The organism is Brevibacillus fortis (assembly GCF_003013395.1).
GTDB classification, from domain to species: Bacteria; Bacillota; Bacilli; order Brevibacillales; family Brevibacillaceae; genus Brevibacillus; species Brevibacillus fortis.
The window spans coordinates 1-13631 of the sequence record NZ_PXZM01000076.1 but is presented as its reverse complement, the minus strand read 5'-3'; the positions used below and the strand labels follow the sequence as shown (position 1 = coordinate 13631).

Annotated in this window: 5 protein-coding genes; 4 read left to right on the top strand and 1 reads right to left on the bottom strand. The window is 53.3% G+C overall.

Going from position 1 to position 13631, the window contains the following annotated elements; genetic code table 11:
• Positions 1 to 353 precede the first annotated feature (353 nt).
• A complete protein-coding gene (locus C7R93_RS29635; RefSeq protein ID WP_106842138.1) occupies positions 354 to 1103 on the bottom strand; it encodes a hypothetical protein in 750 nt (249 codons plus the stop codon).
• A 172-nt stretch (positions 1104 to 1275) separates the two neighbouring features.
• Between C7R93_RS29635 and C7R93_RS29630 the strand changes: the two genes are divergently transcribed.
• Genes C7R93_RS29630 through addA form a run of 4 tightly spaced genes read left to right on the top strand, consistent with a single transcriptional unit; the run spans position 1276 to position 13479 of the window.
• Positions 1276 to 2517 carry an exonuclease SbcCD subunit D gene (locus C7R93_RS29630; protein ID WP_106842137.1) on the top strand — a complete coding sequence of 414 codons (1242 nt, stop codon included), beginning with the start codon at positions 1276 to 1278 and terminating at the stop codon, positions 2515 to 2517.
• The gene (locus C7R93_RS29625; RefSeq protein WP_106842136.1) at positions 2514 to 6164 is read left to right on the top strand and encodes an AAA family ATPase; all 3651 of its coding nucleotides are present in this window, start codon (positions 2514 to 2516) and stop codon (positions 6162 to 6164) included. Before C7R93_RS29630 ends, C7R93_RS29625 begins: the two co-directional genes overlap by 4 nt.
• A gap of 15 nt (positions 6165 to 6179) precedes the next feature.
• Positions 6180 to 9677, top strand: coding sequence for a helicase-exonuclease AddAB subunit AddB (gene addB / locus C7R93_RS29620; protein WP_106842135.1), 3498 nt, complete (start codon positions 6180 to 6182; stop codon positions 9675 to 9677).
• Positions 9646 to 13479 carry a helicase-exonuclease AddAB subunit AddA gene (gene addA, locus C7R93_RS29615; protein WP_106842134.1) on the top strand — a complete coding sequence of 1278 codons (3834 nt, stop codon included), beginning with the start codon at positions 9646 to 9648 and terminating at the stop codon, positions 13477 to 13479. The genes addB and addA overlap by 32 nt, the downstream gene beginning before the upstream one ends.
• The last annotated feature ends 152 nt before the right edge of the window (positions 13480 to 13631 follow it).

The following is a 13631-nucleotide window of genomic DNA, read 5'->3' as shown; positions in this document are numbered from 1 at the left end:
CGGGAGCGCTTCAAACGTTGAAGTTTCGAGGAAGTGCCTCATAAGTGAAGCTGAAATTCCCAGCCATTTATTTCATAGCTGAGTGGGGCTCCAGAGGCGCTTGGACTGGAAATGCACTTCTTCCTACGCGACTTTGATAAAACAATCTGCGAGTGGATTCAAAGAAGCTCACTGTCCTACTTTCAGAATGATGTAAAGTCTCAGAGCACATGCATAGCTGTCGGGAAGCCCTGTCACATGTTCGGAAGGAGACCGCCCGAACGAAGAGAGGAAAAAGGCGACTGGAGAACATGTGACAGGGCTTCTCCCCCCCACCACAACCGATAGTGGACATCGAATTACAGACCGTCAGGCTATTGCCCAGACGGTTTTTCAACATTTATCGGAACAAAAGCACCATTTTCCCAACGGTAAATCTGTAACGTCGTCTCAGGCGTGCCCGGCAGCAGTTCACCTGTATCCGGGTTCAGCTCCTGCTTCGTTTGCCAGTGGTAGAGCAGTGGTTTTTCATCCTCGCCATGCACGATTTGATAATTGCCTACGGTCTGAAAAAGCTGACCTCCCGGCACAGAAACCGTTTCCCGCAACAGCCCATCCCATGCTTTGACCAGACGCCCTTTTTCCAAATACCACAGATTTGCCTCGTAAATGGATATGCCTGATCCGCCAGTATGCTGGACTGTTTCAAAAACTCGTTTTCCTGCGAGCAGACGCGGTTCATCTTCAGCGTTCTTGTCGATCTCGGGGTAATTTTCTTCACGTGTATAGTCCCAATGATCCAATTGCAGGCGCGGTGGATTCCATTCCTCTTCCGCGATGAGGGCATACGTACGATCTGGCTTTTGATCCAAAATGTAAAAGTTTCCGATATGTACGCTGCCGTTGTGCTTGGCAGCAATTTCTAGTTCCCGGTCATCATCCAGATTGACGAGCTGAAAATCAAAGTTGTCGGTTACAACTGGATCTTTGGCTTGCTTGTTAATCCAATCCATTACTTGGGTCTTGGTAGGCTCTTTGGAGGCAAGGGAAGAGGGGGCAGTGAGGACGAGACTGGAGGCGGCAAGACCTACTGTCATAGTGAGCAACAGGTGGGAATTACGCAACGATAACGAGCTCCTTTCCGGGATGAGATCGACAATCGCGATCTTTTCAGTTGGAAGACGAACAGTTATGAACAAAAGTTACGGGGAAGTGGAGTAAATTTCAACCCGCGAACAGCGCTGTCTTTTGTTACAATGAAAAGCAAACACATGATCGTGGAGAGTGATAGAAGTCATGCGGATATTACATACAGCCGACTGGCATTTTGGTAGGCAGCTGGAAGGGCGGGACAGACGGATTGAGCAAGCGGCATTTGTGGACGAGCTTTGTCACATAGCTGACGAGCGGGAAGTGGATTTGGTGCTCATTGCTGGGGATGTGTATGATTCAGTCAATCCCCCTGCTTGGGCAGAAGAGCTGTTTTATGATGCATTGGAGCGCTTGTCTTCGGAAGGCAGGCGAGGTGTTGTCGTGATCGCGGGGAACCATGACCAGCCCGAGCGGGTACGAGCAGCAGCGCCGCTAGCCACAAAGCATGGGATCGTTTTGTTGGGATTGCCGAAGGAAGCGCCACTGCTCACGCAGGAAGCATCGTCTGATCGTGTACAAATCGTGCAGGGAGGCCCTTCTTGGCTGGAAATGAAAATTCCTGGTTGCGCCGCGAATGCGGTGATTTTGGCCTTGCCGTACCCTTCTGAATCGCGATTAAAGGAGCTGTTGAGTGAAAGCTTTACCCAGGAGCAAATGCAGCTTGCTTTTTCCGAGCGCATTGCGCAATTGCTTGCTGACCTTTCTGTTCATTTTCGCGAGGATACGGTCAACTTGGTTACGAGCCACTTGTTTGTCATGGGCGGTAATGAAACAGATTCGGAGCGACCGATTCAAATTGGGGGAGCTTTGACTGTATCGCCGCAGGCTTTTCCGAAGAACGCCGATTATGTGGCGCTCGGCCATCTCCATCGACTGCAAAAGCTCAGTGACAAGCCGTTGGTGCGTTACAGCGGCTCGCCGATTTCCTACAGCTTTTCCGAAGCAGGGCAGAGCAAGGCAGTTGTACTGGTCGAGATTGAGCCAGGGCAAGAAATTCGTGAGGAAATCATTTATTTGACGAGCGCACGGCCACTCGCACGTTGGAGGGCGACCGAGGGGATCGAGCAGGTCGAACGTTGGCTGGCAGAGGGACGCGATGCAGGAGCGTGGATTGACTTGGAGCTGCATGTGTCTGGCGTGATCGACCCGGCAGAATTTCAGCGTGTCCGCAAGCTTTCGGATGATTTCTTGAAAATACAGCGTGTTGTCGTGAGAGAAGAACGAGAAGAGGAAGATGAACAGCGTGTCGAGCTGACTGAGCTGACGTCCGATCAATTGTTCAAACGCTTCTATGAACGAAAGAGGGGAGCAGAGCCAGACGAGCAACTGGTGGCCTTGTTCCAGCGGCTATTGGCAGAAACCGGAGGAGAGGGGGAAGAAGAGTGAGACCGATACGATTGAAACTGGCAGGGATGCACAGCTACCGAGAAATGCAAGAGGTCGATTTCGAAATGCTTTGTCAGGCGGGACTGTTTGGGATTTTCGGCCCGACTGGAAGCGGGAAATCGACGATCTTGGATGCGATCACGCTTGCGTTGTACGGGCAGGTCGTCCGGTTGGGCGGAGGAAATCACCCGAAAGAAGTGCTGAACCAGCTGGAGCAGCGCGTTTTCGTTTCCTTTACCTTTGAGCTCGGGACTGGTGATGAGCGCAAACAATACACGGTGGAACGAGAATTTGGTCTGGATAAAAAGGGGAACAAGCGACAGCCAGAAGTCAGGCTGATTCAGTCTGGAGCCTTGACCGGAGAGCCGGATGTCGTATTGGAATCGAAAGCCACGTCTGCGACAGCTGCGATTGAGGCACTGATTGGTCTCACTTTGCAAGACTTTACCCGGGCGGTCGTTTTGCCACAGGGTCAATTTTCCCGTTTCTTGACGCTGAAGGGCAGTGAGAGAAATGAAATGCTACAACGGATGTTCCGCCTACATATTTATGGGGAAAAGCTGAGCGAGCGTGTACGGCACGCATTGGAGCATGTCAAGGAACAGATGCATCGTTTGCAACTGGCGAGTGCAGCTCTGGGTGACGCAGGTCCGGAAGCCTTGGAGTTGGCGAGACAAACGTGGGAGGAAGCAGCGCATAAAGAGCAGGAATTCACCCAGCAAAAACAGGAGCTGGCCGGGAAGCTCAAGGAGCTGGAGCAGCTAAACCAGTGGCATCAGGAGCTATTGCAAGTCCAGGCGCAACTACAACAGCAGGAAGTAAATCAAGCGGAAATGGCGTCGTTAACGGCGAAGATTCGCGAATGGGAGTCGAGTATTCGACTGTGGCCATTACTCCAGCAATACGAGCGTTTGGATCAGGAATGGCATGGGACCGGTGCGGCATTGGAACGCAGCCGCGAACAACAGGAGAGTGCGCGTTTGGCTGTAGATGAGGCAGAGCAAGCGTATCAGAAGGTCCATGCCGAGCTGGCTGTACAGGAGCCGTTACTGATTCAGCAAAAGGGCAGGCTGGTGCAGGCACAGGAGTGGGAAGAGGAGCTAAAGGCGATCCGGGAAGAGTGGACAGGTCTGGAGCGAGAGTGGAACGAAGTGTCAGTCGCCTTGACCAACACAGAACAACAACTGGAAAAGGATGAAGCCGACTTAAAAAACTGGGAGCTTGCGTGGGCAGACCTGCAAGAACAGATGAAGCAGGTCACGATCTCTCCTGAATGGCGAGCACAAATAGCGGCAGCCAGAGAAGCGAAGCAGCAGTGGGAGCGGGACCATGCCAAGGTACGAGAGCTGGAAAAAGAACATCTCGCAGCACAGCAGCATACTCAGGCAGCAACCCAAACTGCCGATGAGCACAAGCGTAGCTGGGAAGCGTGTGCTCATCGTTTGGTACAAAAAAGAGAAGAGCTGGCAGCACCAGCGGATTCGGCACTGATGAGCGAAGCAGAATGGGAGCAAGCAAGAAATGTACTGGCAGACATGAAGCAGGTAGGTCGCCAGTGGCGGGAAGTATTGCAGGCGTTCTCATCCTGGCAGGAGAAGTCGCAACACATCGTCCAGGAGCGTAAGCAGGTGGATGACCGATATCAGGAGCTGACTGGGGCAGTGGAGGCAAGCGAAGCACTTGTGAACAGTCAACTGGCCCAAAGGGATGAGCTACGCCAGGAATGGGAACGCTGGCAGCAGGAAAATATGGCGCGATTTTTACGTGAACGTTTAGAGGAAGGCAAGGAGTGTCCTGTATGTGGTTCCGAACACCATCCACACGGCCACCAGAACCATACAATAGCGTCTGAAGCGGGGACGGAGGGTGAGGCCCTGCGTGCTCGAATCAAAGCGTCAGAAGAGGCTTTGCGTGCGGCTGAACAAGAAGCAGGCAAGACCAAGGAAGCTTGGTTGTCAGCAAAGGGAGCGCTTGCTGCTTTTGATGAGCGCCTAGCAAGCGTAATGGCTGAGCAGGAACAGCTGGAAGCGCGCTTGGAAGCGATCAAAGCAGAGTGCCGCGGGTACGGACAGCCTTGGATCGTGGATTCTTTTGAAGAACTTCTCGCCGTTTATCAGCGCGAGGAAAAGGAACTGATCGCCAAGCAAGCGGAAAGAGAGCGGCTAAAAGCAGCGCGTGAGCAATTGCAGCAGCAGCTGGAAGCCTTGCGTGAGGAAGAAGCGGAAAAGAAACGCTTGATGGAGCGGAGCGCACTGTTGCTCGAGCAGGCGCAGAAGGCAATCGATGAGAATAAAGCTCGTCTGGACGCTGCATCCATGCAAGAAAAGCAATCCAGAGAAGAGCTGGACGCAAAGTGTAATGAGCTTCCCATCGAGGAAATCGAACAGCGGTACGAAGAGATCGGAAAATCAGATCGACGTTTGGCAGAACTGCAACAGGTACGAGCAGAGCAAGAAACGCTGCGCGGAAACCTGATGATGCAGGTAGAAGCAGCCAAGTCGCGCAAGGTAGAGGGCAAATCACGGGAAGCGGCGCTGAAGGAAAAGCTTGAGGATCGAAAGCGCATGTGGGAACAAAAACATGCCCAATGGCTGGAACGCACGGGGGGACTTACTGCGCAGGAGTGTTTGATGCGGGTAGAGGATTCTCTCCTCGGTTTGCGTCAGGCAGTCACGCTGGCAGAGACAAAGCGTAAAGAGACAGCCGAGGCGCGGGAAACGGTACAAAACAATCTGGTCAAGTATTCGGAGACGCTGGCTATCCTCACCCGGCAACGCACCGAAGCTCACGAGACATTGTACCAAGGCTTGCAGGAAACAGGTCTCGGTACGGTCGAGTACGTACGGGAACGGTACGCAGAGCGCGAGCAAGTGCCAAGGGCACAGGAACAAGTCGAGGCTTACACGCGAATCGCAGGGCAGCTTCGTTACGAGGAAGAAAGGCTGCAGCAAGCAGTAGCAGGCCGTTCGTTTTCGCCGGAAGAACTCGCCACTGCAAAAGAGGCGTGGGATCAGTGGGAGCAAGCCTTCCAGGAGGCGCAAAAGCAGGTCGCTGTCGCCAAAGAGCACGTGGATCGCATGGAAAAAAATCATGACAAATGGCAAGAGCTTCATAAAGAGATGGTACAGCAGCAGGATGAGCAGAGCCGCTTGGAAGAGTTGAAAAAGTTGTTCGAAGCCAAAGCGTTTGTCCAGTTCATCGCGGAGGAAAAACTGGTATCAATCGCCAGAGACGCTTCCTATCACCTGAAGCGAATGACCGCGAACCGTTACGGGCTGGAAATCGGCGACGAGGGCGAATTTGTTTTGCGGGATGAGGGAGCTGGAGGAATGCGCCGTCCAGTGAGCACATTGTCTGGCGGGGAAACATTCCTGACCTCCTTGTCGCTAGCTCTTGCCCTGTCGATGGAGATTCAAATGCGTGGCGGACGCCTGGAGTTTTTCTTCTTAGACGAAGGCTTTGGGACACTCGATCCGGAGCTTTTGGAAGTCGTTATGGATGCGCTTGAGCGACTGCGCATGGACGATTTTACCATCGGGGTCATTAGCCACGTCCCGGAAATACGTGTGCGCATGCCGCGTCGTCTAGTCGTGTCACCCGCAGAACCGATGGGAAAAGGCAGCATGCTGCATCTGGAAATGGAGTAGGGAAGGGGAAAAATCATGGCAGTCCAATTTATACTGGGACGGGCAGGAACGGGGAAGACAGAATCGATCCATCGGCAGATGCAAGCCCGGCTGCGGGAAAAGCCGTTGGGTTCGCCTATGATTCTGCTCGTGCCGGAACAGGCCAGCTTTCAGGAAGAGTATGCACTCGCCACACTGCCAGAGCTAGGCGGGGTGATGGGGACACAAGTGCTCAGCTTCGGTCGATTGGCTCACAGGCTCATGCAGGAGCTGGGCGATCTGACTACCGTGCCTGTTGACGATCTAGGGAAGCATATGGTTTTGCGCATGCTTTTGGAGCGGCACAAGGAAGAGCTGAACGTATTCGGGCGCTCCGCAACACAGCCTGGGTTTGCTTCTCAGCTAGGTCGCTTGATCAGCGAGTGCAAGTCGTATGGGGTATCCTTCACCGATTCCGAGAATCTGGAGTGGGGAGGGGCCAATCTTAATCAAAAAATACATGACCTTCGCTTGATTATGAATGCGTACGAGGCTTACTTATCAGAGGGGTATTGTGATGCGGACGACATCCTGAACCGAGTGGCCACGATGGTACGTGATTCCATGTACATCAAGCAGGCTGAAATATTTATCGATGGCTTTACGGGGTTTACGAATCAAGAGCTGCGTTTGATCGAGCAGTTGATGCAGCACGCCAAGCAGGTGACGATTGCGCTGACGCTTGACCCGAATGAGCGTGACGCCTCTGTGGATGAACTTGGTCTGTTCCATCCTACTTTGCGAACATACCAAGCCTTGACACTGATGGCACGTGAATCGGGTGTATCAATCGCCAAGCCGCTTTTATTGACCGCGGCACAGCGATTCAAGAGCAGTCCGTGGCTCCGTCAGGTCGAACAAGTGTATTTCCAATGGGGAGACCCGCCGATCCCAGATCAGCCTGGAAATGCGGACGAAGTGACGATGCTCTCAGCGGTGAACAGGCGTGCGGAAGTAGAGGCTGTGGCGCTGAAGCTCCTGACTCTGTCGAGAGAAGAGGGGTATCGCTGGAAGGACATGGCGATTTTGCTTCGGGAAATCGGGACGTACGCCGATGAGATTTCCGCTGTGTTTACCGAATACGGCATCCCGCACTTCTTGGACCAGAAGCGTTCTGTCATGCACCATCCCTTGGTGGAGCTGGTGCGCTCGGCATTGGAGGTCATTGTCACGAAATGGCGATACGATGCTGTTTTCCGCTGCTTGAAAACAGACCTGCTCCTGCTGGATATCACCGATGAGCATACATCCCGGAAGGAAATCGACCGACTGGAAAACTACGTGCTGGCCCATGGTGTTTTTGGCTATCAATGGGCAGAGGAGTCCGCTTGGCATTTCCGCGGGCAGGCAGGCGCTGAGGAAGACGCGAAAATCGATGAGCTGAGACGCAAATACGCAGCACCGCTCCTCTCCTTTGAAAAAGAGATGAAGCAAGCAACGGGCAAAAACGTACAGGATATGACCCTTGCCCTGTACAATCTTCTGATGGCGCTGGATGTGCCTAACAAGCTGGAGACTTGGCAGCGAAAGGCAGAAAATGACGGCGATCTTGATGCAGCACAGGTGCATGGACAAGTATGGACGGGATTGATCGAGCTGATGGATCAGGTCGTGGAGGTCATGGGCGACGAGACCATGGACTTGCCAACATTTGCCCGTGTGCTCGACAGCGGTCTGGAGACGATTGAATTGGGACTCGTTCCCCCGGCGCTGGATCAGGTGCTGATCGGGGCCATGGAGCGCTCCCGTCAACCGGATGTCAAAGCTCTGTTTTTGCTTGGCGTAAACGAGGGCATTATTCCATTGCGACCAAAAGAAGAAGGGATTCTGGATGAGGCGGAGCGTGAGCGACTGGCTGAAATGGGCATGTCTCTGGCACCGAGTGCGAAGCAGCGGCTGATGGCTGAGCCTTACCTGCTTTACCAAGCGATGACGAGACCGTCTGAGAGGCTAATACTGAGCTGTGCGTTGGCGGATGAAGAGGGCAAGGCCCTGTTGCCCTCCTCCGTGTTTACACGCATCCGGGAAGTGCTGCCGGATATCCCGCATCAAGTGTTTTACAACGAACCGACGGGGCAGCACGAGACGGATGCATTCTTGCTCGGACATCCGAGACGTGTGTTCCGCCATCTTTTGACGCTATTGCGATCTATGAAGAAAACAGGAGAGCTACCAGACTTCTGGTGGGAGATATACGACTGGTATATTCGCTCTTCTTCCGATGTCAAACGGGAGCAGTGGCTGTTGTCCGGCTTGCGCTACTTCAATCGACCGCAGGAGCTGGATTTGGAAACGAGCACGACCTTGTACGGCAAACAACTGAAAATGAGCGTGTCTCGTCTGGAGCGGTTCCAGTCATGTCCATTCTCACATTTCTCTTCCCACGGTCTCAGATTGTCGGAGAGAACGATGTACAAACTGGAGCGTTTCGATGTCGGGGAGCTTTTCCACGCTTCACTCAAGCGAGCCGTTGAAAAAATGAACGAAGACAATCTGGAGTGGAGCAAGCTGACGGAAGACAACAGTATGCAGCTTGCGAACGTAGTAGTAGAAGAACTGGTTCCTGCGACTCGCAGCAGCATTTTGACGCGGACAGCACGGTATCGATACTTGTCCGGCAAGCTGAAGCGAGCAGTTGGCCGCGCGATTTACGTACTCGGAGAGCATGCGAAGCGTAGCCGTTTTGCCCCAGTCGGACTGGAGGTTTCGTTTGGGCCGAATTCAGATTTGCCGGGATTGGCTTTAACGCTTGAAAATGGCGTGGAGCTTCAGCTAATCGGACGGATTGACCGCGTTGACCAATCACTGGATAGTGAGGTCCCGTATTTGCGCGTAATTGACTACAAGTCCAGTCCCAAGCAGCTGTCTCTCTCCGACGTTTGGAATGGCTTGAATTTGCAACTGCTCGTCTATCTCGATGTCGTCGTGGCAAATGCAGAGGAATGGCTGGGGAAAAAAGCCGAAATGGGAGGCGTTTTCTACTATCAGGTAGCCGATCCTTTTGTGACGGCAAAACGTTTACTAACGGCTGACGAAGCGGCAAAGGAGCGGGCAAAGCGCTTGCGCATGAAAGGCTTGATGCTCGCAGACCCAGAGCTGGCGCGAATGATGGATGGCTATGTAGAGCAAGGGGCGTCAGAGCTGGTGCCATTTGAAATCAAAAAAGACGGAACGCTTTCGTCACGTTCATCCGTGGCAACGGCAGAGCAGTTCCAAGCCTTGACCTCCTACGTTCGCGATACTGTGAAGCAAATCAGTACGCGCATGACGAATGGGGAAATCAAAATCGAACCGTACACAAACGGGACGATGACCGCTTGCGATTACTGTTCGTACAAGCCGGTATGCAAGTTCGACGGAGATTCGGGCGGGAATGAGCACCGACAGCTAGCCAAGTGGAACAACAAGCAAATATGGAGCATGCTGGCAGAGCAGCAGATGGCAGGAGAAGGAGGAATGACCGATGGCGGATCAACAATTGCAGGCCAAGCCTGAACAATGGACGGACGAGCAATGGCAAGCGATTATCCAGCGCGGGAATAATCTCCTGGTGGCAGCGGCGGCAGGCTCTGGCAAAACCTCAGTCCTGGTTGAGCGGATTATCCGACGTATCATGGACGAAAAGGATCCGGTTGGAGTCGATCAGCTGTTAGTAGTGACCTTTACCAATGCGGCAGCGGCTGAGATGCGTCACCGGATTGGCGATGCATTGCGAAAGGCATTGAAAGATGACCCGCACTCCTCTCACCTGCGTCGACAACTGGCGCTGCTTCAAAGGGCGACGATAACGACACTTCACTCGTTTTGCTTGGGGATTTTGCGCCAGTATTACTATCTGATTGAACTCGATCCTGATTTTCGCATTGCCGATCAGATGGAAGGGGAGCTTTTGCGGCAGGATGTCTTGGAGGAACAGCTGGAGAGCTGGTACGAAAATGACGTGGATTTTCATGCACTAGCTGATGTGATGCTGGACGGTCAGGACGATCATGCCCTCACCATATTGCTGCTCAGGCTGTATGAGTTTTCGCGCAGTCATCCGGCACCAGAACAATGGCTCGGGGAAGCGGCTGGAATGTTTGAGGTGCAAGATAAAAACGGTCTGGATGGGCTGGAGTGGACCAGAAGCGTGCTGCGTTCTGTGGAGCTGGCACTCGGTGGAATGACCGCGAAGATGCGCAGGGCAGTCCTGTTGGCAGGTTCCTCGGAAGGACCTGCTGGCTATTTGCCTTTGCTTGAGGCGGAAGCAGCTGCCCTACAGCGTGCCGGAGCGGTTTGCAGAGATGGCTGGGAAGCGACTGTCGAAGCTGTTCGTGGGGTTGTATTTACCAAGCTGCCCCCAGTAAAAGGCACAGATCCCCTCGTGAAGGAGCAGGTGCAAGAACTGCGAAACAGCGTGAAGAAGGAACTGGCAGAGCAAATCGAGCAATACTTTTCTACGACATCCGAGCAGTATGTCGCGGATTTGCAGCGGATTGCTCCTCACATGCAGACTTTGGCAAGGCTCGTTACATCCTTTTCGGATGCTTTTCAATTGGAGAAACGCTCGCGTGGCTTAGTTGACTTTGGCGACCTGGAGCACCTTGCTCTGCGCGTTCTAACCGAAACGAATGAGTCCGGGGAGACTGTTCCTTCGTCTATCTCGACCCAATTGCGAGAACAGTTCGCTGAAGTGCTGGTAGACGAATATCAGGATATCAACCTCGTGCAGGAGACAATCTTGCAAATGGTTTCCCGTGACGGGATGAATAGTCTGCCAGCGAATCGCTTCATGGTGGGTGATGTGAAGCAGAGTATTTATCGGTTCCGCTTGGCGGAGCCGAAGCTGTTTCTCGAAAAATATGTGACCTATCAAAAAGATGGTGATGCTGACGAAGCATGCATCGGTCGGCGCATAGATCTGGCGGCGAACTTCCGCAGTAGAAGGGAAGTCGTAGATGCCGTTAACTTTTTGTTTCGTCAGATCATGTCTCACGGGGTAGGTGAGATCGGTTATGATCCTTCGGCGGAGCTGATCAATCGTGCGTCTTATCCAGAAGCACAGCCGAACCGTTTGCAGGCAGAGATGCATCTGATCGACAGGAATACAGCGATAGCAGAAGAAGGACAGGCGGTAGTTGCAGAGGCGACAGATGAGGCCGAAGCAGGTATTCCCGAGGCAGCAGGAGAGTCCGCAGAGGAAGCGAGTGTTGCACAGCTCGAAGCACGCCTAATCGCCAGCCGTATTCGTCGCTGGATGGAGCCGGGCGAGGGAGAAGAGCCACTGCTCGTTTTCGATAAAAAGGCTGGGGGAATGCGCCCGCTGGTCTATCGCGATATCGTTATTTTGCTTCGTGCGACCTCAGGCTGGGGGCAGACGATGCAAGAGGAGCTGCACGCGGCAGGAGTTCCCGTATATGCGGAGCAAACGGCAGGTTACTTCGCGGCGACAGAGGTAGAAACGATGCTCTCCTTGCTGCGTGTCATCGACAACCCGCTACAAGACATTCCATTGGCAGCTGTATTGCGGTCTCCCATCGTCGGCTTGCGGGAGGAGCAACTGGCTCAAATTCGTATTCACTACGCGACAGGGCCGTTTCACCAAGCTGTACTTCAATATGCAGAAGAACGCCCAGCCCATGAGTCTTGGGAGAAAAGGCTGCGACAGTTTTTTGTCCGATTGGATCTATGGCGGACTCAGGCTCGCAGAGATGCTTTATCGGAGCTGTTGACGATGCTGTACCGGGAGACAGGCTATCTCGATTATGTGGCGGCTCTAGAAAACGGTCAGCAGCGTCAGGCCAATTTGCGTGCACTCTATGATCGTGCCAGACAATATGAGGCTGGCTCCTATCGTGGTTTGTTCCGCTTTTTGCGCTTTGTCGACCGCCTGCAAGAAGCGGGCAATGATATGGGCGAAGCACGAACCATCGGGGAAAACGAGGATGTCGTACGCATCATGACGATCCACAAAAGTAAGGGGCTAGAGTTCCCTGTTGTTTTTGTGGCGGGCATGGGCAAGCAGTTTAATACGATGGATTTGAAAAGCCAGTTTTTGCTACATAAAGATCTGGGCTTTGGCCCGATGGCAGTGGAGCCCTCCATGCAACTGCGCTATCCGAGTCTGGCTGCGCTGGGCATCCGGCAAAAGCTCCGTCGGGATATGCTGGCAGAGGAAATGCGCGTGCTCTATGTGGCTTTGACGCGCGCACGCGAGAAGCTCATTCTCGTCGGTTCATCCAAGGATCTGGCAAAAAGTGTGACGGACTGGGGCAGACAGGATGACAGCGAGCGGCTCAGTGACGAAGACTTGATTCAGGCAAAAGGATACCTGGACTGGGTAGGACGTGCGATGCTGCGACATCCTGGTGCGGGATTACTGCGGGCATATCCAGAGCAACAAGGCTCAGGAGAAGTCGTGAGAGTCAGAAGTGTGCCGGATGATTCGGTCTGGTCGTATCACTTCTATCAGGCCGATGAGCTCCGTGCCCAAGGAGAGTCAACCAACGAGGAGGCGTCTTTCTGGGAGCGCATGACCAGACGAGAGGCAATCGAGGAACGACCGTCAGATGAGACATTGCGAGAGATTGTCGACAAAAGATTAGGATGGCAGGACCCGCATCCAATTGCGCCACGCGTAGCTGCGAAATGGAGTGTCAGCGAATTAAAACGACACGCCAAAGTCAGCAAAGGCGGACAGCCACTCACACTGCCGTCCATTACGGAAAAGCCAAAGTTTTTGTCTGAGCAAAAATCCAATCGACTGACAGCAGCCGAAAAAGGGACAATCACGCACTTAGTGTTCCAGCATCTCGATTTGAAGCGCCCGCTGGATGAAGCGGATATTCGGGAGCAGGTGACGGCACTTGCGGCACGCCGCTTTTTGACTGACGAGCAGGTACAAGCAGTAGATGTTCCCCAGATCGCCCGATTCTTCGCTGATCCTTTGGGACAGCGAATGAAGTCGGCGGCGGTCGTGCATCGTGAGCTGCCATTTACCCTCGTGCTTCCTGCTTATGAAGTAGAAGCGGAGTTAGGTGAAGAGAGCGATGAACAGGTTGTCGTCCAAGGCGTCATTGATTGCCTGTTGGAGGAACAGGATGGAAGCCTCGTCCTGATCGATTTCAAGACAGATTGGATGGCAAAAGAGGCGACTGACATAGCCATTGAAGAGATGAAGAGACGATACGAAGGCCAGATCAGGCTATATGTCCGGGCGATCAAACAGATCATCAAGCCAAAAGGGAACGTGTCTAGTTATCTTTATTTACTCTCAGGTGAATTCTCTCTATCGTTTATGGATGAAAACATCGATTAGTATGCTGGACCGTCAGAGTTAATAGCTCTGGCGGTCTTTTTGTTTATGAGAGCTGCTGTGGTGGAGGAAGAAGCGCATTTCCAGTCTACGCTTCGGCCTACGCCCCGCTGAGGGATTCACTGTCCGCTTCGAAATGAATGCACTGACCCCTG